Raw genomic sequence first — 22,769 nt, 5'->3', positions numbered from 1 at the left:
AGCATTGTTGTAAGTATTCATCGAATGTTAGCTATTTTAGTAGGTTTATGTTGATGGCTTTTAGGGCTTATAGTACTATTAAAATAGTAGAATATAGCAAAAAAACAGGAGAGGCATTAAGTAAGGCCTACTCTCAGGAAGGAATTATATGGGACAACTTATATGCGGAGGGGCTACCATGCAATGCTCTTTTGGAGCAGCTCCCGGCACGTTTAATGTGTTGCCTGCCAATCGCGTTTTGACGGCTATGCCGATCGCGAACATTATGGATAATAAACCGATGGTTAATATATTGCCCTTTGGGGTTTGTAATTCGCTGGCCAATCCGATGGTCGCAGCCGCAACTGCTGCTGCCTTAGGCGTACTTACCCCTCAGCCCTGTATTCCCGTTACAGCCGCTCCATGGGTGCCCGGCTCGCCAACCGTGTTAGTTGCGAACATGCCTGCTTTAAATAATTCGTCCAAATGCATGTGCAACTGGGGAGGCGTCATTCAGTTCGTGAATCCGGGACAAATGACGATACAGGTGCCATGATTATGATAGCGCAAATTCTAAATCCCATAATCAAGCCCATTAAGCGAAAAATTATTGCGCCTCTTAAACGGGCGAAAACGCTGCCAAAGCGTATGCTTGCCGTGCTCCGCAAATGGCTGGTCACTGCTATTTTTGGCCCGCTTCGATCGCTCAACAATTATTTGCGCATTGGCAGCTACTACATAGCAAAGAAGCTTATCGCTCTTGTTCTCGTCATTACTCTAATCATCGTTTATTTTGGATTTGTAAGCCCGCCAGCCTTCATTAACAAATGGTTCGGACGAACGCCTCAGCTGGAAGCTGCTGCTGCTGCGAATGGCAGCTTCACAGGCGCTGCATCCGTCCTTGACGCAGAAGGTAATCTGCTATTTAAAGGGGAACTGGTCGATGGTCAATACAGCGGTCCAGGGAAGCTATATTATCCAAACGGCAAGCTTCGTTACCAAGGAGATTTCGCTAAAGGAATGATGGCGGGCTCAGGCGAGTTGTTTAATGAAGAGGGCGAGCTTCTCTACCGCGGACAGTTTGCTGACGATCAATATGCGGGTGCTGGAACTTTATTTTATGCAGGCGGAAAACCTCAATATGTGGGCGAGTTTGCAGCTGGAGCGTACGAAGGAGCTGGTACAGCATATGATGCTGGCGGCGGGATCATCTATGCTGGCGCCTTTATGAAGGGTTCATACAGCGGCGATGGCAAACTTTACAATGAATCAGGCAAGCTAATCTATGAAGGCCAATTTAATACTGGTGTTTATGAGGGTGCAGGCAAGCAGTTTGACAATAATGGCGTTTTATTATTCGAAGGCAGCTTCCTTGCTGGCAAGCTGTCTGGCCCGGGGAAACAATATTACCCATCAGGTTTCGTAAAATATGACGGCGCCTTTCTTCTCGGCAGCTATCACGGGGTTGGCAGCTTATTTAATGAGACAGGCTCTGTTGTTTATACAGGGTCGTTCGCTAGCGGACAGCAGAATGGCAGTGGACAAATGTTTAATGCCTCAGGCGGTATTGTCTATGACGGCAAATTCGTCAATAACAAATATGAAGGCATAGGAGCACTGTACGATATGGACGGCGCGCCTCTCTACAAAGGTTTTTTCAGAGACGGCAGCTTGTACGCTGAAGGCTTCATGAATCTGTCGCTCGTAAAGCTGCAAGAAACGTTGGGTGTACCTGATGCTCCTGTAACTGTTCCTGAGGAAGAGCTTACTGAAGAAATTATTGTAGACGAACCTACTGAACCTATAACGGCCGACGAAGCTGATGCTTCAGCAGATTTTTCATCACCTGAACCGAAAGCGACAGACCAAGCAGCGATAGCACCTTCGGCGACGCCGGAAAGCAGCAGCAATTTAACCGCAATGCCAACAGCAACCCCTCAAAGCGTTCAGACAAAGACAATGGCTGCTGGCGGCTCCACTGCTCTACCTGCTGCACTAGGCAGCACCAAGGAATCGGCGGCGAACACAGAGAAGGATACAACGAAAAGCGAAGACCCTGTATTTGTTGATCCCGACTTAGCACTCGATCCAATACTGCCGCAAACGCTGACGTTCAGCGCAATGCAAATGTCCTTTGTACTGGAAGTCGATGAAGACAATCCAGAAGCTTTTTTTGTAAGTCAACTGACGACATGGAATCCAGTTGTCATGGAACAAACGTATAGCAGATTATTAGCCGCCAAAACGGTATCAGCCAAGGAAAAGCTCGACAATGGCCGAGTAAGGGTTCTGTTCAAGTCAGGCAGTACGCTTCTCACTTTTCTATTAAATAAAGATAAGCCTGTACGACTTGAAATGTCCTATATCATTCCTGAGGAATAACAATAAAAGTGAACTGCCCCCCGTCAAGTAGAAAAAAACGTTAAACGGCCTTAGTCCTAAACTCCATTGGACTGAGGCCGTTTAGTTTTGCCTGTAATTCACTCATAGCAAAGGTTTTTTTATTACTTCACCTGTCTACTATTTGGGGAGCATATTATAACGGACATACATTCCGCTATTTACTGATTTTAAGCCCATTTCGAATTCTAACGGACATCAGATGCGTTATTTATCCAAATTGAAGGATAATCATTGCTCTTGAAGCCAAATAAGAGACTGTATGTCCGTTAGCTCCTTAAAAATGGAGATTCCGAAGCAAATAACGGATCTGATGTCCGTTAGCTCTTTATAAATGGAGATTCCGAGCAATAACGACACTGATGTCCGATTGCTCCTTAAAAATGGAGATTCCGAGCAATTAACGGCTCCGATGTCCGTTAGCTCCACACACCAAAGTTGAAGACTATCATTTTCGTGCATTTCCCATCGCCCGTTCTTTATGCCTATCATTCTCTCACTAGCAATACTGCTGAATAAAAGATAAAATCGGCTCTGGCTGCTCCAAGCTATGCGGGTGATGACCGACTCCCGGCTTCACAATGACTTTAATGGTTCCGCCAAGCTCCCGGTAACGTTTCTCGAATGGCAGCGTGTTCTCTTCTATAGGCAGCGGAATATCAGCATCTCCTGCAACGATCAAAACGGGAATACCGCCTGCTGCCAGCTCTTCTACTCTGTCCAGAGGAGAGCTGCCCTTTAGTGACGATTCCGTTTCTTCCAGCTCGCCGTAAACAGCCAGACACTCCTCCCACTCAGCCGCTCCACCTGCAGCTGCGCCTTTCCCGCCCGGCCAGCTGCGCATATCGAGTACAGGAGCATCTAAGTACAGCAGCTTCACTTGGTCTGGGTACTTGCCTGCATAATTAAACGCATATAGCCCGCCGCGGCTGAAGCCAAAAAGCACCGTTTTTGGAGCGAGCTCATAAGCTCCTGTCACGTAGGTTTGGAACGTTCGCATCCGCTCTACCGCACCCGGGCATCCATACATGTCGCTTAGTCGATAATATGCAATTGCCCAGCCCTGCTCGAGCAAAGCCATATCGGCATAGGAGAACGCGTCAAAAAACTCAGCGCGCCATATCCATGGCCTGCCTTCGGCAAATGCTTTAGGAAAAACGATTAGTCCTTCTCTTCCCTCCAGCATAAAATCGATACGCTCATAGCCCTTCCAGCTCGAAGCGCGGCTATTATTTTTGTTCTCTGGCCGATCAGCCAAGGAGAGAATGAGATTTTTAAGCGATCCGCCCTCCTTCAATGCCAGCTCCAGCGGCAGCGCTTCCGCTTTATTCGGGTTCGTATGTCCGACATGCTCCTTCCATGCCGAGCTAAGCAATCGATGGCGCTGCTGTACAGCTGAGAATAGCGATGAAGAGTCTGGTTGGAGCACATATTCGGGTATTTGCTCCAGTGATATATTAAACAACACGCGAAGCAGAGCCGCGGCGATCAGCCAGTGCCCCTCAGCATTCGGATGAATACCGTCCCCCGTTATATAATTTTGAGTCTCCTTACGCTTATGCTCCCACATGCGAAGCATTGGATCATGGATAGAAACGAGCGCATCTGCAACATCGTCCAAAGTCAGCACCCAGTCTGCGTATCGCTTCAATACATCCTCATAGTCAGCAAAAGGTTGAGAGTAGCTGTATGCTGGTTGCCCCGAAGGAAGCAAGCTGCCGCCTGTGAACGATACGGCATCAAATGGAGGCGGCGTCATAAGAATTACTTTGGCTCCCGCAGCCTTAATCTGAGTAACAGCCCGTAATAGACCCTGTTGATACGCTTGGAATCTATCAGAAGAATAAGGATAATAGATGCCGTCATTCATCCCATAACATACAACGACCCAGTCTGGTTTGCTTTCCGCTAGAGCCTTGCCAAGCCGATCATGCACGCAGGGACGAGGAAAAGGATGCTCCGGTTCGCTTAAGCCAGATGCTGTCTCGCTGCTTACGCCAAGGTTAATAAGTGTCATTTGATTGGCTTGCATATGCTGCAGGAAATAAGCATCCATGAAGGCAATAAACGTGCCCTCATCCGTGATGCTGTCTCCTAGAAAAACGATCTTTTTCTTATCTGGTATAGCAGAATCCTTCCCAAATAACGGCTTCATCAAATGGTCCTCCCTTTGTTATTTCGCACGGAATATTGATGCATCGCATTCGGCAGTCCTCTAAACGCCAAGCAGCCGTCGCTAATTAGCGTCCACAGCCGATATTCAGTGAAACGAAAGTCAATTAGCTGGAAATAGTGGTCCTGTAATTCTCCGATAACAGCTCCTGCCTTTACAAAACCATCCTCGCAATCGATTGCAAGCTTATCAATAATAGCTATAAGCCTCCTATCAAGCTCCTCTTCAGCAGCAAGCTTAATCTTGCCATCTTCCCATAAACGCAGTGTACACTCTTCCTGAGACAGCTCCAACCACTCTGCTTCATAGCGTCGTCTCTCACTATCTATTATTTTCTCTGCTTGCTCATATCCGTTTACGATATTTAAGTAAACATCCCTCTCTAGCAGCCCTTGCGCATAGTGAGGCAGGTTAGTCTGCATGATTGCCGCGTTAAGCCGAAAAAGCTCAGAAACATTCATCATATGTACGCTATTGGTACGATTCTTTAGCAAATGCATGATGAAGCGCAGTCCTACCTGATCGTGCGCGTTATCGGCACACCAGATGATGATAGAGTTATGCTCAGCTATGGCTGTTATTTTCTCGATCATTCTCTGAATCTGATGCTCACGATTCATGTGGTGATTAAACATAAAACCAGACAGCTTCTGCATTTGCCAAAACTCTCGTGACCGCTGTCCTTCTGCACGATCAATATCCTTAATTGGACCTACTGAAAAGCAATCATTAAACGACAATACCTCATTGTCTGCTCGTTTTCCTAAATTGCTTAGGGCTACTTTCAAAGATCCTGCATCCGACATGCTGCATACGAGATGAACCATGCTTTTCCGCTGCTCAGCTTCAACACTCAAGGAATGTGAGTGCTGCACGTTTTTTTCATACATTTGTACAATGGAGTCAGCCAGAGCCTTCTGCTCCCCATTTCCTTGTTCAGTAAACGGTACAGTCAGCTTTAGAAGGTCGTTTAGAAGGCTTCTAGCCTCACCCTCGCTCAGCTCCCTTAAACGCTCATAAAGGTCTTTCAAATCAAAGCCTCCTTCTTGTACACCTATACTAGTTTACGCCATATATAAAAAAAGCTGCTCAGCAAGATCATCGTTCTTATCGACCTTCTGAACAGCTTATAATGGCTTACTCCTGCTGCGACGCAGCTGCTTCTGCAAACCCTTGATCTATCTCATCATTTACTTGATCAGCCGCTTTCGCCGCGCCTAAACTTTTGAATGCCCACCAGCGAACGGCGATTACAGACGCAGCCGACTCGGTTTCACCTTGAAGCTTCATTCCGATACGGAATGTGCCCTTCTCCGGATACACAATTGTTCCAAGCGATACATTCGGTATATCAGGCTCAAACTCTGTGCCTTTAAATACGTCGCTTTGTCCATAATATACTTTTTTCATCGTGCTTGTTTGGTCAGCCAAAATCGTCTTATCGATCTCTTCCAAGCCGACTACAACCGATACTTGACCCTCGCCAAGACCATGCTGAATTTCATCAGACACATAGTTTTTTTTGCCGCGCGAGAAGAAGAAGCCGCCTGTCTTTCCGATAGACTCCAGCGCTACTTCCATTGTACCCGTTGAAATCTCATCATACAAATGCTGAGGCCGCGGAATACCAAGCTTGAAATCAAATTCATTGCGTTCGGGATGATACTGTACATCAAGAGATGGCTTCTCATCATATTCCAGATCATACGTCTCCGCGCTCGCATAAAACTTATGAAGCGATGAGGATTGCGACGTTTGCGTTAAACGCTGCAGCAGTGCGGTGCTCTCGATATATTCATCAAAAGGTACACGATCCACCTTCTCAATCATGTAGGTCGGTCCCATTTGGAGCAAGCTGATTTTGGCTAGGCAGATGCTTTGATCAGCAGAACCCTCTACTGCCTGCTCTAAGCTGCGTTCATGCCAATCCTTCAATATTCGATTCGCTACTGGCTCGTCCAGCACCTCAATGATGTGCTTCGCATTCGTATCCAGTGGAATAGCCGAGTCGCCAATGGTTAACTTCGCAGCATGATTAGGTACAGCAAGCTGTGCTTTGACGCCAGCAGTCTGCGGCGCTTTCAAATGAAAGCTAACGGAGTACTCTGTTTCCTGCGCATCGCCCGGCTCAACAAACATAACGGTATTCCCATCATGGCCAACAGAAGTGAAGCCCATCGCTTCATAATCATATTGGAATGCAATTCGCGGCGTTTGCAGTGTCTTCTCAACCACCAGCTTAACCTCAACAACCTCGCCGACATTCACATACTTTGGCATACGCTGCGTAATCCGTACATTCGCATCTTCATAAATCGTAGCTACATTTTCAAGCAATCTAACGAATTCAAATGAGGACGGTGCAGGCGCTTCTTCATTAATGAATAAACGATAGGATTCAAGCACACGGTTGTATTCGCTCACTTCATCGTTGCGAATTGCTGAATTGCCTACCGAGTGAACGGGCTCCTTGCCTTTCTCATCATAAGCGACGCACAAGTATACGTTTTTCTTATATTCATTGTTTGTAAAGCCCTCGATCATCGACAGCTTTAACGTTACAGGAGAAGGAATTACGAGTTCCCGTCCGATATAATCGATCGCTACGCCCATTTCGACCGAAATTGTTTTGTCATCTACCGCTACAACCTGCATGCCGGACAACACGCCGCTGCCATAGAGCAGACGGTTCAACAGCCTTCTTTTATCGTTAAAATATTTTTGCTCCGACTCGAAATCGCGTACCGTCAACAGCTTCCCGTAAAAATAACGATTTCTCTCAAATGGATACAGCCTCGATTTTTTCACTTGTACCGCTCCTTCGCGTAATTATACTATTCCAGCTCTGAATCCATTTCTAAACGGGTATGGATATCCATGCGCTTCTCCATGCCAACGTCAACGATCAGCGTATCATTTGGCATCGAACGATCAGGGTTCAACTTGAGCAGGGAAGGCTCAGTCAGCACCGTATTTATGCCTAAGTACGTATGTAAATCCAAATACATCCATGGCTGCAGCAGCACCAGCTTCGCTTCCGTATAGGCCGGCTTTTGCTCATCCAGCAGCTGTTCGATAACGACTCGCTGCTTCTCAGTTGGCGCCTGTTCCGGACGCAGCAGCACGGTAAACGTATACGGATCACCGCTATAAAGCTGATCTGTCAGATGCCGCAGCTCTCCGTTGTCGCGCATCACCTTTGTTTGAAAATATTCCACGATCAGCGGTGCAACACCCGTATAAATCTCGATCGTTTTCATTAAGCCTTGATGCGTGCCGCGGTAACGATAAAGCTCCGGTGCGGCTTGAATGAACGCCTGCACCTGCTCATCCGTCCAATAATCATCCGTTTCTAAGCCAACCCAAGTCGCCAGCCAGCGTAAATGCTCGCCCGTTGCCCGTTCAGGATCGATGTATTCCGATAAATCCTCAATTTCTTCCTCAATCTCGGAAAACAACGTGCCGAATAATGATAAATAACGCTCAAGAAAATCACGGCTTGCCGGGTCCTCTTGATAGACAGCAGGCAAATAATTTAAATAAGTGTCTCTCGGAAAATAAATTCGCATGGACTCCAAGAGCGGCGTATACCGCTCCGAAGCGATCCACTCGATTTTTAGCCACAAGAAACGTCCTTTTGCTCCAAAAAACAATGCGTCACTCGGATTAATAACCGGCGGTGACCAAAATTCGGCTAGTGCATTCAGCTTTTCGCGGTAGGGGATCGTCGCATCAGCTAGCCAATCGTCTACTTTTCGATAGCTTCCTGCGATAATGCAGCTATCGTCATTTTGACTGAAATAGGATATATGAATCTGTGTGCCATCTGGAATAAAGGAGTTAAGCGCCATCTTGTGCCAGACGGTTTCGGCTTCTGCGCTATCGAACGCCCGTGAAAGCCAGACCCCTTCAGGAACACCCGTTTCCTCCATCAACAGCGTCTGCGGCTGTAAGTTCAAGATCGTAATCGTTCCGTCTTCACTGTTCAAAATGTACATGCGGTCCTTCTCATCAATCAACAGCTGATCCGCTTTGCCTCGAAAACCTGTAATGCGTCCAGCTGTCTCGCCAGCAGCATTCAACTGGACGATAAAGCGGTCATCCTCGCTCACTTGATCCATTTGCCTCGTGTCGCCAATATAAATCATGCCGCTGCTGTCAGCACATAATCCTGCATAAGGAAGAGCAGGGAGTTCACGTTTCGCACTCAATGTTCCAGTAGGCCCAAATGAAAATAGCTTTGCGTATAACGTATCAAATATATAAAGCTCACCCGATGCCGCGACGGTCATGAAGTAAGTTCGGTTCAAATGCCTTAGCTTCGCTCGTACATGCTGTGTAAACTTTGGATCACTCCATACACTGACGAGTGCGCCGCCTAACGTAAACTGGATAATACCCAGCTTAGCGCCTTCTGCTATTGACGGCTCATCGCCTCCCGTATCCAGTTCAAGCGGTGTCAGCACGTAAACATACCGGTTATCCGCTGCTATCGCAAGCGGATGCAGCAGAACTCCATCTGCTTCATTGCCTCCGCGCGACCAGAGCGTTTGTCCATTGCCGGTATGATAAGCAGCGACTGTCCTCTCACCCATGCGATCTGCGGCAATTAAAAGCTCGCCGGAGGCAGCAAGTCTAGCATGGGAGCTGAACAGGCCATGCCCTTGTGTAAACAAGCGCTTATGATCAGCATTACGGCGGTCGTAAATCCACAGATCCGCGCGCTCATCCAGCAAAAACATATGCTCATGCTGGGAAACAGCCAGCTCTTGAATGGCAGCTGTACCTGCGAGGTCACCCAGCTGAATCGTTCCCGCTATTCCATATTTGTTATCGCGGCGAACGCCGAAGCCTGCTAAATGAAAATCAAGATTATACCCGGTGCCGCGCAGCCAATCCTGCTCGCGGTTAATCGAGAAAAACTGGTCTTTTCCGTTCATGCTGTACCTCCTTTGCAGCCGATTGCCACGATGCTATAGATGGGTGCGACTAATGAGCTCAATTTCATGCTGCCCTGAGTAAACAAGACCCTGCGGCGGAAGAATGATGTCCCCTCCTGCACTTTTCCTAACATGCGCACCTTCCGCATCAATCCACAAATCCTGCACGTATACTACGCCGCTCGCCTTGCTTAGCGCATTATAAATGTCACCCTTATAGACAGACCGGCCAAATTTCCAGCCTTTGGTTCCATGCTCACCATCAAGCGGTCTTAGCAGCTTTTTCAATTGCTCCACTAAACGTTGTCCTTCATCTACGAATTGAGGCTCGACAACAACAACGGCATTGACGGTTACTTTAATATAAATGGGGGGAATGACATGTACTTCTGTCGTTATTAATCTTCTTGTATCCAAATGACGTTTTACAGTTTGAAGGAAACCAGCGCTTGGCGTTGGTGTATCGCTTAAACCGTATGGTACGACTACAACCGAAACTTGACCATTTGCCTTCTCTCTTGGATAATCATCAAGTCCTGGCTTATAGAGAGGAATTGCATGCACTCTAGCTACGGCAGCGCCTGGTGTTGCTAAAGCCAACGTTTCGTAATCCTCATTGGTGACGGCACGGAATGTATGCTTCAGCTCTGACTGCGCCCGCTGCAGCGTTACCTGCAGCGTTTCCGCTTCCGAGCCTCCAGCTGCAAAACTTGGATTATTCACTTCGATTTGCAATGCTTTATGTGCTTCGTTCACCCACTCAGATATGAGATAAGGCTTAACGTTTCCACGATCACCACCGCCTAATTCGCAACCGGTTAGAACAATATTGGTATCCATACTGACTGGCGGAATAGCACCTTTTTCGCCATTGCCGAAGTAGATGAGTCTTTTGACGGGATCATAAATATAATGACGATCGCCTGGCTTAGAGCGGTCAAACTCATCTACACGCTTCCAATCCTGCCATTTGAAATGGCCATCCGGTTCTTGTTCACCTACCTGCAGCTTTAGTGCCTCGCGTTTCTTGCAGGATAGATTGTACAGCTCAAAGCTTTGGCTCGGCAGCCCATTGCTTCGTCCAATGAATCGGTAAAGATCAAATTTAGGTTCACTAGCAATGATACGAACCGTTTGTCCAGGCGGCGGAACAGCTCCGGTAGAGCCATCGCTAAACTGTACTGTGACATGTTCCATCGAAGCATGTCTTAAAACGCTATAAAATGCAGGCGGGCGATCAGAGTGAGGCAGCCCCTCAAAGGAAGCAATCTCCTGCCAGTAACGCCATGCGCCATCAGCATCTTGCACTTGAACACGTATTTGTCCAAAAACAGCTAAGTAGGTAGCAATATGTATTTCTTCATGGGGCTCCCCTGATACCGTAAAATCAATCACTTCGCTTAATGTATCCTTCTGCTCAGCTTTGACCGTATGCAGCATTAGCTGACGAATGCGAGGCGGCATTTCATAACCAGACTCCTCAACTGTTGCACATATCCAATATCGCGGCTGCTCGCTTGCAGGATGCACAGTTACCGTACGCATCGGCGCCCTTAGGCAAAATGATATTTTGCCGCTAAGCGTCAAATGTAGCGTCTCATCCTCTACCACTTCAACGGGCATCCACCCTGCTGTCCCTGCTGCTTCATCCCAGCAATAAGCTTTCCACGAGAGCCTTGCAGATGGAGAAATGGCTTCGCGATTGATTACCAGATGCTGCACCTCGTCATTGCCAACGCCTTTATCCGCTTCCAAAAGATTGATGTTTATCGTGACCTGTTCCTGCGCACTCAGCTCACGATCGAAGGAAAGATAAAGCTTCGAGGCTGTCCTTGCATCCTTCCCGAACGCATAAAAGGCAACATTGGCATGATCATTTGTAGCTGTGACGTCATTGGCTTCCCGTTCCGTTCGCGTAACGATTCTATCCAGCGCAAGCGGCACAAGGGAAATGGAGGCTTCCGTCTCAAACATCTGATCCTCAGCCATCAACTTCGTCCCGCGAGGCAGCGTCACCGGAGCTTTAATATTTGAGAACTGTACGGTAGCTCTCGCCGAACTTGCGTCTGCAGGCTGAATACCAAGCAGATCAAGAAACCTGCGCCTGTTCTTGTCCGGGACTCGGCCAATGAAATAACGCTGCATCTCTGTCAGCCAAGCGAATAGCTCAATAAACGTAATGCCCGGGTCATGCGCATTCTCATCCGTCCATTCCGGAACCCGCTTTGGGATGAGCCTTCTTGCTTGTTGAACGATTTCCGCATACGTGCGGTCGTCTAGCGGCAGCCTCGGCAGCATTTGATCTCTCCTTCCTTTTCTTTTTTTGATCGTACTACCCTCATTCGAAACTCTTATTTCGGACCAGGGAAAGCCGTTATGCTATGGCTGCCATTAACGACGATGCCATGAATAACCTCATTCATCCGGCCGGGATCCCATTCGGTACGATTTCCATTTTCTATTTTGACAATATGTAAATAAAGACGTTCGATATATAAAAGCGAGTGGACAGCATGCAAAAGGGAGTGAAGCACTGACACATGCAGCGTTTCTCCAATATTCCAGCCGTTGCCGTCAACATTTCCAGTTACCGAATGTAAGAACGCATTCAGCTTGGCTGTACAAGCCATCTCTAGTGGAAGCAGATCATCCACGGACTGGGATGCCACCGTTGCATGCACGGACACTTCCAAATAGGCCGGCTCGATAACCCGTATGGCACTGCCCAAGGAAACCAGATTCGATGCTGTCAGCATGAGCTCACGCTCCACCGCTTTGCGCAGCTCTGGAAACTGAGCAGCGCTTTCTAAGCCGCCCGCTGGGAAAGCAACCACAACCATGGAGCCAGGAGAGCGCTCCAGCCTTGCATTTCGATTGCTTAAGCATTTCACCTTAGCGATCTGCGGATATGCCTCTCTAGCAATCCATTCTACGTCGCTTGCGGTAACGGCCCGTCCGCGGTGCTTAAGCCGCTGCGGTCCTCTTACGAGCACTTGCTCAACCCGTTCCGCATCACCGCCGCCAATTGAAGGAGCCGGATTGCTGATGCTGCTGACGAATGCAAATGGAAGCACCATCCCCGTTATTTGCCCGGCATCGACATGCCCGTTTGCGCCCGCGGTAGTTTTAAAGCGAACGCGCACCGTTTCCGCCGTGTCAGAGGAAGGAAGCTTACCGCGTATGCCATCTCCGAATTGCAGCATTCCGCCTGCATGATCCGGTGAATAATGACGGTCAATTGGGCCAGACTCTGCAAGCGAAACGACCGGCTGCCATCTCACCCAGAAGCGTTGGTCATTACCGTCACCGTCTCTTTGCAGCATATAATATTCAGGCTCGGAGTCAGACCATTTCACACGATCCATTGGCGTGAAATGTGCGAGCTCATCTACCCACACCTCTTCTTCAATGAATGCCATAGGCGCTAGCTGTACAAAGCCGTCCGCAGGAATCGTAAGCTCCTTCTCCTGACTAACCTGCTGCCTGACCGAAACAGCATTCAGATGCATGCTTGAGGCTACAGGATTGCTCGGAAAGGAATCTCCTAACGAGCCATCACGATTGACTGCGCGTATCCAATAACGCTCATGCCCGAACAAGCGAGCCGGCGCCATCGTAGATGGCCCTACAAATTGCAGCTCTCCGCTTATCGTAAACGCCTCAGTGTTGTCCACCACCTTCAGCGGCTGCCAAATGTAGCGGCCTGCTTCCAAGCAAAGCGCTTCCCACTCCACCCACGGCGGTTGATTGCTGGCTGTAAACCTGCGTTCCAGCTCAATATGCAGGCGAATGGGACCTTTTAACGGCGCAGCATTAAAGGAAGCATACATCGTAGGATGACTTGCTGGAATTTGCTCAAACAGCTTAAAGGACTGACCGCCATGTTGTGCAGAAGGCGTTCGATCACGATTGTCAATATTGCTTCTTGTATAGACATGCTCTGGCATAAATAAGCTTTGCGAGGCATGAGCATAGGACAGAACAGGTTGTGCTAGCCAAGGTGACATATATTCCACGACAGGCGCGATAATGGGATCAGTCTGCAGCACACGTGCCCGAATCCAATAATCAGACGTACCATTTACGAACGTTTCCGCCATATCGTCTGGACAGTTAAACGTCAAAGTAAAGCTTCGTTCACTCTGCTCCGGCAGATCGGCAAACAATGCTCCGAATTGCTCGCTGCCGGGCAGCCTGCCCCAATTGCTGCCATCCCAATACTCCCATTGAACACTTCTGATGCATACGCGCGGCGGATCCTTCTCGTCAAAATCAGAGGTCCGCATGACCATTTTCCACTTTACTTCGGGATCCTGCGCCATTCTGAGCCTACTCGGAATCGCTCTCGCAGAGAAGGTCAGCTTGATTTTGCTTTGACGCTTGCTAAACGCCTCTTCACACGATAAATAAAAAACGGAATAAGGAACAAAATGTTCTCCAAACGGGTAAAACCCATCCTTCAAGAGTTCCGTATCATTAAAATATAATGCGCCTGGCTCAATGCCAACATTGTCGCCGGCCGCATCATGCGCCGCACGAAGCCTTATTTTATCCATCTCCAAATGCTTGTTAAGCAGAGGGGAGGCAGCGCCTTGCAGCTGTTTCACGGTACATCTGATCCAGCGGCCAGTTATGCCTTCATGCTCAGTGAGCTCCAGCTTTCCAGCTCGCTGTTTATATAAAACGACCATGCTGCCTGCAGCCGTTGCGGAATCGAATTTCACCCATTCCCCGTTGCATGGATACGTCCATTCCACCCACTCTGATGCGAGCGAGGAAGCAAGCTCCGGCTCAGAGTAACGTTTTTCGGTGTGGTGAACATTTATGTAAAATCGGCTTGGCCGATCTACTAGAAAGATATCGTCATGCCGAATATAAAGCGTATGCTCCTGCTCATTTGGCATAGAGCTGGTATCGAACAAGCTGATTGGCTCAGCTAGGCCGCTCTTCAATCGATCTCCATAGTCCAGTGCTGCAGTAGCAATATGATCCTTTTGTGGATTTACACTAATCCACTCCATCAGCTTCGCCGGTGTAGCGAGCAGCACCTTCTCCGTCTCAAATACGAGCGGCTCGCCGCCGTCAGGATGAGGGGCTGTCAATGCAATGCCTGCCGGCAAATAAACGGGGTCGACCGTTCCTTCACTCAGCTGAAACACAACGGTCGCCCGGGCTGGACGAGGCGGCTGCAGCTTGACCTCGATAAGATCGAGGAAAGCAAGGAAATGATTGAGCGGCGCTTGATTAAGCCGATTAACCGTGTCCTCCAGCATCTCAGCGGTCAAATAGGCGAGTCCCGTCCCCGCATCAGGCTCCTCCTGCGAGAAGCGCCACTCCGGCGTATAATGAGGTGCCATCTCCTTTAACTGAGCCATAAAAGAGGATAAGTTATTATGATTGATTTTTGGCGGACGGTTGTCACCGCCATTTCTTCCCCCGTGCTTCATCACGTTGCTCGCTCCCGTTATTTGCTTCCTTCCTCTAAATAGAAAGGAAACACCTGATTAAAAAGATTGTTTGTGGATCTTACCGCATAGGAGACGCTCATTAGCACACGGCCGTTATTTTGCCGATCAGGCTTGACCTCTACCTCTACGTCTTTTACTCTCGGTTCCCAAATTCGAATGGCTTCCTGCACATCGCTGGCAATGAGTCGAAGCGATGTCTCATCCGTTGTGCCAAATACAAAATCCCGCAAGCCGCAGCCAAAATCAGGACGCATTAATCGCTCGCCCTTCGACGTTCGAATAATAATTCGGATAGACTCTTCGATGTCATCCTCGCCTTCCGCCATGCGAATACGGCCGGTTGTTGCGTCTACCTGAACGGGAAATTTCCATCCTTTCCCCAAAAACGATGCCGACATCTGCTGCAGCCTCCCTCAGCCATCAATTGATCTTAACCATCGCGCCCTTCAGCGACAAAATGCCGTTAGCCTTTACCTCAAGCATGCCATTGGATTGAAGCGTGAGCGCTGCATCCGCCTCCACCTTCACCTGAGCGCCTTTTACGGTAACCGATTTTGAGCCCGTCACTTTTACATCGCCTTGCGCGCTCATCTCAATCGTAGACGCTGAACCGCATTGGATGGTGACCTTCTTTCCCATCTCATCCAGCTTGATCGATTGCTGCTTGTCTTGCGTTTCAACCGTAACCGTCTTATCCTTATCGGCAAACGTAATATGATGGCCTTTTGACGTTTTTATCGTAACCGTGCCTGCGCTGCTCGTATCATCAAACGTAATCTCATGCCCGGTTTTCGTCTTGATTTTGCGAATATCGTTTTTGTCGTTCGGCGCAGGCGGCTTCTGTTTCTTGCTCCACAAAGAGCCAATGACGATCGGCTGATCCAGCCGCCCCATTAAGAAGGCGACAAGCACCTCATCATTCACCTCCGGCAAAAAAAGAGAGCCCATGTCGTTCCCGCCCATTAAAGTGGCAACGCGCACCCAATCGGTCTGGAGCTCGCCTTCGCGCAGTGGAAACTTCACCTTTACGCGGCCAAGCTTATCCGGGTCTTTGTTGTCGGTAACGATTGCATTCCACACTCCGGACAGCTGCTCGGATTGCATGGAGCGCTGATGCTGGTCAAAAAAACCGGGATACATCGTGCTCATATCGCATTCCCCTCCGTCTCAAAATAAATCATGTAGCCATCCGTTGCGTCGAGTCGATGCGTAACCTTCGTCAATCGCAGCAGTTGACTTAGCTTGTCGCTGCCGAGACCCTCAATCTTGATTAATTCGCCTGGCTTCAGCTCTGGAAAACCAATCGATGTGCCATGACCGCTCACAAGCTCGCGGGAAATACGATCCAGCATCGCCTTCGCAAGCGATTGCGCCTCGTCCTGCGATGCTGCCTGCGTGTATACGACCTCCATCTTTTGATTAGAGAGCATGCTTGCTACACTTGGGCCGCTTTTGGTGTTCGTACCAATAATGGTAACCGAGCTGGCAACGGATTCTATCGCTTGCATCTTATCGACGTCATAGCCGCGAACTTTGACTTGTGAAGTCTGGCTGGAAGCATCCACCGTCAGCGTGAACTGAACGAGGTTTTTCCCATATTTCAGCGTAATAAGCGGCGCTCCCGATGTTTTCGGTTTTTTGAAAATAAGCTTGGATGCTTCTACATAGAAATGCCTGTCGTTATCCATCGCAAGCGAGCGGACAAAATGATAATCGCTCACCCCGATTTGCTCAATCGTTTTTTTGGTGACGCCCGTATCGTCCAAATCGACAGACAAACCATAATTTCCGGCAATTTGCCGAACGACATCGCTGTCCTTCATTTGGTTCCACACCTTGGAGTGTGACGTCTTCATCATGAGAAAAGAGCGGTCCATCGCCGTTACGACAATGCTTGGGCTGCCGTTTGAAGGATAATCAATGGTATAACCTGTTATGATTCCATCAAATACAAGCGATTTTTTATCTGCATAACCAAGCTTGATTTGCACCTTCTTGCCTACCGCAATCGTTGTGCCTACCCATTGCATACGGGATTCGCTCCAAATATAGCCATTAGAAATTGAAAACCTGGCGATATCCGCCTGTGCATCCGTCGTTTGCTCGACATCAACCCATTCTACAGCCATGTTTGAAAGCTTGATCAATTGACCCTCTATTAAAATATCAACCTCAGGTGCGCTAAAATCACCATATTTGGATTCCAAATCCTCAAAGGAGTTTGCAGCCACGTTTTCACTCCAATCTCGGAATCGTCAAGCTTCTTCCGGATAACAGCATACGGGGGTTATCAATCCCATTCGCTTCGGCGATATGGCGCCATGCTCCCGGGTCCTCGTATTCCTCAGCCGCTATTGACCACAGCTGATCCCCTTGCTTGACCGTCTTTTGCTTCGTACGGTCGGCAGATTGACGCGGTATTTCTTGGTATTGTTCCTTCATCGTTTGCGAGCTCAGCATATCGACCGTTAAGGATGCCCTAACCGGGACGCCGGTTTCCAGAAACATCGTGTATTTCTGCGTAATGCTCGTAATAACTCCTTTAAAATCAAGCGAGCCCCAAATGAATTTACAGGTCGGCGGCGTATGCAAATCCGAGTCAACATCGAGAATGCCCACGATTTTGGAAGTATAGGTACGAACGTCAATGCCCGCTTCATACGTATCAAAAAACAAATTCAGCTTCAATGTTGTCCGCTCACCGCTCGTAAATTGGGAGAGCGGGGTTTGCAGCCCCGCAATCTCCTTCTCCGCATATTGATTTCCGGATTCCATCTCATAATCAGTCGGGTTAAAAAGCACATCCACCTTCTCGGTTTCTTTCGCTCGAAAGATCCAAAACTGCGCTTTGCTTAATGCCATTCGATGTCCCCTCCAAATCTGTTCATTCTAGAAGCCTCTTCTTCGCTGCTCCAGCTTCATCTTTCGCTCCAACGCCTTATATACTTGATCCGCAATCGCTTCTGGATGCAGCTGCGGCATTTTCATAATCATCTTCTGCAGCTGCACAGGGTCCAGCTCGCGAGGCGCTTCCACCTTAACCTGACGCGGCGGCTCCTGTGCAGCGGGCCCACTTGGTTTATGATGAGAAAGTGTGGGCATCTCGCCTCGTTCACCAAATGAAGCAGCTTTCGTCTCTGCTCCGCTAGGTACAGCTTGGCCAGCTGTATTACGATGACGGGCAGCTGCTGTATAACTAAGCCTTACTTGATCGCCTATTGAGCCGCTAGATTGAACGGAACTAGGCTCGAAGCCTGCTTGGACAACCGATGTTAGTCCGCTAAGCATCGGCTTGTTTTCTTTGGATGCTTTTGCAGCAAGATTGGCGAAGCCAGAATGTCTTTGAATCGTTCGGAATGGAGTCACTCCTGCTCTGGATCCGCTATTCAAGAAAGATGACATTACCGTTTGAAGATGTACAGGATTGGTTTGTGCGCTGCGGTTATTTCTCTCGCCAATAGGGAGAGCAGGAGCTGCCAGCTTCATGTCTCCTGATTCTGTCTGCTTGTGCACGCTTAGTGTTGGATACGCGCGCATGGATGCGGAAGCTTTCGCTGATTCCGATGCTTCGGCTGACATTTCAAAGCGGTTAGACAATGGTTGCGATGCTTTACTCGCCACATCATTTAATGACTCAGCGCCATATGTTTTTTCTATTTCATTTACCGAGGTGCTGCTATTTTTACGGACTTGCCGCTGAACTAGTCTTGATTCGACCGGCTTTTGTTTCGCTTCCGCGCTAGTGCTTGGCTTTGTGTTTGGAGAAGTCTGCTGCTCCGCTAGCCTTCGCACTAATGAAGTGGATGCTTGCCTAATATTATTGTTTTCAACCCCATATGCTGAGGTTTTAATCGCTTCAGATGGGAGCCATTCAGCAGCAAAACGATGAACCGTTCTACCAACTAAAGAAGAAGCTGAATCTACTTTTGCTCCAGCATTAGCAGGAGAAAAAGGACTAATCATTGTTGTCCCTTTTCTTTTCCCTTGTATCGCATTCTGAAGTATAGCGCTGATGCTCGCTTCATGATTTGCCGCTATCACTCGCCGCTTATGCGACAGAGATGCTCCGTTTTTTAATAACGTCTTCTTATTATTCGCAGCTCTCGCAATTAATTGTCCGCGAACGGTAACAGGTGCCAAGCCCGCATTTAAACCAGCCTCTTTGCTTGGCTTCAATTCTGCCATTTTAGACAAATTCTCGGCTCTCGCACTCGCGTCTGTTCGACTGGCAGTAGCAGAAGCTCCTTGAATGAAATTCGCATCATGAGATAAGGTTTGCGATTCTGGTTCGATTGTTCGTTTATGTAAAATAGCACGGCGGCTTTGAGCACGTATAATCCCTTCCGGATTATGATCCGTTGCAGCTTTATGCTTATAGTTGAGCTGAGTTGACGGCTTCTTCAGGGCGGTAGCTTCGGATGCCTTGCTTGCATCCTGCCTTAACACTGACTCTGCGCTCTGCGCAGGCTGTCGCTGTTCAAAACGTCGCAAAACCATCTGGGCAGGCCTCGAAGCCATATTCCGATTCCTTATTCTTGCTGCTTCTGCTAGAGCATTTGAGAATGTCCTTGACGGTATAAATCGTTGAGACCCAACAGCTGATATCCCTTCTTGTGCTGCATGTATGGAAGTAGCAGTATAGCTAGGTTTTGTTTCATTTCGCTTCCGGCTGCTTACATTCGATGAAATACCATCTGCATTAGCTTTAATCTCTTTTTTATGGGAAGGCACGACTGGATTAATCATGCTGCTATTATTCAGATTTACAGTTGAATCATTATCGGCCTCTCGTGGCTGATCCGACTGTGAACGATTCGCTCGATGAATGAGACGTTTGGCAGCAATCGCTGATTGGCTGCTCCGTTCAATTAATTCGTTCAAAAGCTGCGGCTTACGCTGCAATACTAGAAGCTGAAGCCTATTTCGATTAACATCTGTTATCTTGCTAGCGGTTACCTTGATACTTGAATGGATAGCTGCAGCTTCTGTTTCTGATTCTGATTCTGCGTTTCGCATTGCCAAACGATTCAGTTCATTCGTTTTTTTCGAAGGGACATTTGATCGTACAACCGCTTCCTTACTGTTCGCTGCTGCTTCTTGCGACATCTCCGTTTGCTCGGAGATATGTTTTTGATGATTACGATGCTTGAGCTCTAGCTGTTTTTTACCCCTTGCACGCTTTTCTTGCGGTAACGCATCATCGTCCTGTCTACTCGAGAGCGTACGGAACGTGTGTGTCGCTGTCTCTAGCTGCTCCAGCTTATCCGCTTCGGCTCTCTTCCCTGCCTCGCTCATAACCTTACCCGCAGCGGCGCTTCTCTTCTCCGCCTCCCGCTGCTCCAACTCCAACGCTTCGGCACTCTTCCCTGCCTCGCTCATAACCTTACCCGCAGCGGCGCTCTGCTTTTCCGCTTCCCGCTGCTCCAGCTTCACCGCTTCGGCTCTCTTCCCTGCCTCGCTCATAACCTTACCCGCAGCGGCGCTCTGCTTTTCCGCTTCCCGCTGCTCCAGCTTCACCGCTTCGGCTCTCTTCCCTGCCTCGCTTAGAACCTTGCCAGCAGCGGCGCTCCGCTTTTCCGCCTCCCGCTGCTCCAACATCAACGCTTCGGCTCTCTTCCCTGCCTCGCTTAGAACCTTGCCCGCAGCGGCGCTCCGCTTTTCCGCCTCCCGCTGCTCCAGCTTCACCGCTTCGGCTCTCTTCCCAGCCTCGCTCATAACCTTACCCGCAGCGGTGCTTCTCTTCTCCGACTCCCGCTGCTCCAACTTCACCGCTTCGGCTCGCTTCCCTGCCTCGCTCATAACCTTGCCCGCAGCGGCGCTCCGCTTATCCGCCTCTCGCTGCTCCAGCTTCACCGCTTCGGCTCTCTTCCCTGCCTCGCTTAGAACCTTGCCCGCAGCGGCGCTCCGCTTATCCGCCTCCCGCTGCTCCTGTGAAACGACTGCTCTGCGCGCATTCGTAAGCTGCAAAGGCGCCTTGCTCAATGATGCGCCAGAATCGTTAGCCTGCTTGAGATTAGACTTAAACTGAGCTCGATCCTTCGCAAGCGGCTTATTAAGGTTATCCAGCTTGCGAAGCGATTGAATGACAATACCGGGTTGAAGCTTGGCTTGCAGCCATTTATAGTAATCCGCCTGCTGCTCTGCCTTCAATGGTTGAGTAGGCATCTGCGAAACATGCGGTATTATTCGTTTGGAATGGTCATGCTTGACTCTGTTCGTTATTATACTGCTGTTAACAATCTCATCTAACTGCTTCGTAATGCCTGTTTTGTGGAGTGCTCCATCATTCGTTTCTTTCCCTTGAACAGGCTGTGCTATTGCTATTTCTCTTATCGTTCTTAGTTCTTTGATAATATGTGTCACATCTCTGAATACGATCGTTTCACGCTCTACCGTTACTCGCTCGCGCATCATGATGCGCTCAGGCTTGCGCTCTGGACTAGGCGGCGTATTTTTATTGTTGCCGACATTCGGTGCTGCTGCTTTAGGTGCTACGACTTGCACATGCAGCGTTTGCTGAGTAATGGTCGGTTCATTTTTGATCACATGCGACAAAGCCACCCGCTCAAATGTTTTGCGTCCTGTGCCTGTCTTATATTTATTTAAGATGCCTCCGGCAAACGGCTGAACCGACGTTGATTGCTTTGTCGCAGCTTTGCCCATACGGTCCAATATTCGTTTCATACCGGTGCATCCTCCTTTTCCCGTTCAACTTGCAATTTATGATTCATTAACGTTTAACTACTTGCACAACCCTACTTCTGAAAATCACCATATAAACCGCTATGAATAATTTCTATCGTTTCAACCGCAATGTCACTCGTGCTCGCATTCAGATGCGGCCCGGTCCACCTCACCGGATAAGCATCAAAGAAGCTCCAGCGCCCAAATTCTGTTCCGTCAGCAGATTGCAGCACAATTGCACCTGTTTTGCGGTCAATCGTTCCATCTATTGTGCTTTCGTACCAGCTCCAAAGAGCAGGCGATTTGGTCATACCCTTGCGCAGCACTAGATTTGGGAACCGAACACCCATCGGCAGCTTATGAACATAACCATTCACTCCGCCTTCACGGTATTCCTCAATTTCTGTTTCTGCCTCAAGTCCCGAAACCTCAGAGAAGCCTGCAACAAAAATGTCATCGAGCTCCACCCAAAACTTGAATGTTGTAGCTACATCGTGAAAGCGACCTTTCTCTTGCCCCTTCATGACTGCCATAGCGCCGCGTCACCTCTTTCCAAAAACGTCGAAAATGTTTTTCTTACCGCTATCTGATTCATCGTTCATCTTGCGATTAATTTTGGAAATTTCATCGCACCAGCGCCTGCGTTCTGCATGCTCCATGCTCATAATTTCGTCATGCGACCAATGAAAATAATACGCGACGAAGCCTACCTCCTCGTACAGCCGGTCAACCGGATAACCTAAGAGAGAGCTTCCGTTAAGGACAAAAAATCGACAGCCACCTCGAACTCGTGGTCACATTTCGGACAAGCCGTAAGCACCTTAGGCGCTTCTAAGTCATTAATCTGACGATATAAATTTTGCAAATAAGCAAGATCTGCCGTAAACAGCTTCTCGATCAGCTTCGTATCAATATGCCTAACATCCCCAAGCTTTGTTACCACTCTAGCCATCAAAATAACGGTCAAATAACTAGGGTTGGATTGTACGCGCGGGTCCTTCATCGGTAAAATTTCATCAGCTGCTGTAGCAAGCCGCATAACACCCCGCCGGTGGAGATTGCCTTGATCATCCACGTAGCCGCGAGGCAATTCAAATTCATATTCCGTTTGAAACGCCATCCGGT

At 48.7% G+C, this 22,769-nt stretch carries 16 protein-coding genes; 2 read left to right on the top strand and 14 right to left on the bottom strand.

The window, feature by feature from the left end:
- The first annotated feature begins 148 nt into the window (after window positions 1-148).
- Entirely contained in the window at window positions 149-535 is a 387-nt protein-coding gene (locus tag AC0VYE_RS08350) for a DUF4280 domain-containing protein (RefSeq protein WP_076267901.1), read from the top strand.
- Window positions 536-537: 2 nt separating this feature from the next.
- Window positions 538-2,361: an MORN repeat-containing protein gene (locus AC0VYE_RS08345; protein ID WP_475447223.1), complete on the top strand. Its 1,824-nt coding sequence runs from the start codon at window positions 538-540 to the stop codon at window positions 2,359-2,361.
- 517 nt (window positions 2,362-2,878) lie between these two features.
- On the opposite strand, the gene AC0VYE_RS08340 is transcribed toward AC0VYE_RS08345, so the two are convergent.
- From AC0VYE_RS08340 to AC0VYE_RS08275, 14 genes are all read right to left on the bottom strand, one after another.
- Window positions 2,879-4,534 carry an SGNH/GDSL hydrolase family protein gene (locus AC0VYE_RS08340; RefSeq protein WP_475447221.1) on the bottom strand — a complete coding sequence of 552 codons (1,656 nt, stop codon included), beginning with the start codon at window positions 4,532-4,534 and terminating at the stop codon, window positions 2,879-2,881.
- Window positions 4,534-5,583, bottom strand: a complete 1,050-nt coding sequence (locus AC0VYE_RS08335) for a DUF1835 domain-containing protein (protein WP_475447219.1) — start codon at window positions 5,581-5,583, stop codon at window positions 4,534-4,536. Before AC0VYE_RS08335 ends, AC0VYE_RS08340 begins: the two co-directional genes overlap by 1 nt.
- 106 nt (window positions 5,584-5,689) lie before the next feature.
- A complete protein-coding gene (locus AC0VYE_RS08330; protein ID WP_475447217.1) occupies window positions 5,690-7,360 on the bottom strand; it encodes a hypothetical protein in 1,671 nt (556 codons plus the stop codon).
- Window positions 7,361-7,386: 26 nt separating this feature from the next.
- On the bottom strand, window positions 7,387-9,492 hold the full coding sequence (locus AC0VYE_RS08325; RefSeq protein ID WP_475447215.1) for a phage tail protein: 2,106 nt from the start codon (window positions 9,490-9,492) through the stop codon (window positions 7,387-7,389).
- Between the two features lie 33 nt (window positions 9,493-9,525).
- Window positions 9,526-11,790 (bottom strand): putative baseplate assembly protein, encoded by a 2,265-nt coding sequence (locus AC0VYE_RS08320; protein ID WP_475447213.1) that lies wholly within the window; start codon window positions 11,788-11,790, stop codon window positions 9,526-9,528.
- A gap of 53 nt (window positions 11,791-11,843) precedes the next feature.
- Window positions 11,844-14,942 (bottom strand): baseplate J/gp47 family protein, encoded by a 3,099-nt coding sequence (locus AC0VYE_RS08315; protein ID WP_475447211.1) that lies wholly within the window; start codon window positions 14,940-14,942, stop codon window positions 11,844-11,846.
- Window positions 14,943-14,956: 14 nt separating this feature from the next.
- Entirely contained in the window at window positions 14,957-15,358 is a 402-nt protein-coding gene (locus AC0VYE_RS08310) for a GPW/gp25 family protein (protein ID WP_076267908.1), read from the bottom strand.
- 22 nt (window positions 15,359-15,380) lie between these two features.
- Entirely contained in the window at window positions 15,381-16,109 is a 729-nt protein-coding gene (locus tag AC0VYE_RS08305; protein ID WP_218639588.1) for a phage baseplate assembly protein V, read from the bottom strand.
- Complete coding sequence (locus tag AC0VYE_RS08300; RefSeq protein WP_475447209.1) at window positions 16,106-17,191, bottom strand: phage late control D family protein; 1,086 nt, start codon at window positions 17,189-17,191, stop codon at window positions 16,106-16,108. Before AC0VYE_RS08300 ends, AC0VYE_RS08305 begins: the two co-directional genes overlap by 4 nt.
- Window positions 17,192-17,195: 4 nt before the next feature.
- The gene (locus AC0VYE_RS08295) at window positions 17,196-17,822 is read right to left on the bottom strand and encodes a CIS tube protein (protein ID WP_076267910.1); all 627 of its coding nucleotides are present in this window, start codon (window positions 17,820-17,822) and stop codon (window positions 17,196-17,198) included.
- 27 nt (window positions 17,823-17,849) lie between these two features.
- Window positions 17,850-21,644 carry a hypothetical protein gene (locus AC0VYE_RS08290; RefSeq protein ID WP_475447207.1) on the bottom strand — a complete coding sequence of 1,265 codons (3,795 nt, stop codon included), beginning with the start codon at window positions 21,642-21,644 and terminating at the stop codon, window positions 17,850-17,852.
- A gap of 71 nt (window positions 21,645-21,715) precedes the next feature.
- Complete coding sequence (locus AC0VYE_RS08285; protein ID WP_256710880.1) at window positions 21,716-22,177, bottom strand: phage tail protein; 462 nt, start codon at window positions 22,175-22,177, stop codon at window positions 21,716-21,718.
- 9 nt (window positions 22,178-22,186) lie between these two features.
- Complete coding sequence (locus AC0VYE_RS08280) at window positions 22,187-22,366, bottom strand: DUF6760 family protein (protein ID WP_076267912.1); 180 nt, start codon at window positions 22,364-22,366, stop codon at window positions 22,187-22,189.
- A 17-nt stretch (window positions 22,367-22,383) separates the two neighbouring features.
- The gene (locus AC0VYE_RS08275; protein WP_028611985.1) at window positions 22,384-22,764 is read right to left on the bottom strand and encodes a hypothetical protein; all 381 of its coding nucleotides are present in this window, start codon (window positions 22,762-22,764) and stop codon (window positions 22,384-22,386) included.
- Window positions 22,765-22,769: the final 5 nt, after the last annotated feature.

This window comes from Pristimantibacillus sp. Z349TD_6 (genome assembly GCF_056173205.1).
The sequence above is the reverse complement of the archived record's forward strand: the minus strand, read 5'-3'. Positions and strand labels throughout refer to the sequence as shown.

Coding starts and splice junctions, on each gene's coding strand:
- AC0VYE_RS08350 (WP_076267901.1), top strand. CDS start 149: ATGGGACAACTTATATGCGGAGGGGCTACCATGCAATGCTCTTTTGGA.
- AC0VYE_RS08345 (WP_475447223.1), top strand. CDS start 538: ATGATAGCGCAAATTCTAAATCCCATAATCAAGCCCATTAAGCGAAAA.
- AC0VYE_RS08340 (WP_475447221.1), bottom strand. CDS start 4,534: ATGAAGCCGTTATTTGGGAAGGATTCTGCTATACCAGATAAGAAAAAG.
- AC0VYE_RS08325 (WP_475447215.1), bottom strand. CDS start 9,492: ATGAACGGAAAAGACCAGTTTTTCTCGATTAACCGCGAGCAGGATTGG.
- AC0VYE_RS08320 (WP_475447213.1), bottom strand. CDS start 11,790: ATGCTGCCGAGGCTGCCGCTAGACGACCGCACGTATGCGGAAATCGTT.
- AC0VYE_RS08310 (WP_076267908.1), bottom strand. CDS start 15,358: ATGTCGGCATCGTTTTTGGGGAAAGGATGGAAATTTCCCGTTCAGGTA.
- AC0VYE_RS08305 (WP_218639588.1), bottom strand. CDS start 16,109: ATGAGCACGATGTATCCCGGTTTTTTTGACCAGCATCAGCGCTCCATG.
- AC0VYE_RS08295 (WP_076267910.1), bottom strand. CDS start 17,822: ATGGCATTAAGCAAAGCGCAGTTTTGGATCTTTCGAGCGAAAGAAACC.
- AC0VYE_RS08290 (WP_475447207.1), bottom strand. CDS start 21,644: ATGAAACGAATATTGGACCGTATGGGCAAAGCTGCGACAAAGCAATCA.
- AC0VYE_RS08285 (WP_256710880.1), bottom strand. CDS start 22,177: ATGGCAGTCATGAAGGGGCAAGAGAAAGGTCGCTTTCACGATGTAGCT.
- AC0VYE_RS08275 (WP_028611985.1), bottom strand. CDS start 22,764: ATGGCGTTTCAAACGGAATATGAATTTGAATTGCCTCGCGGCTACGTG.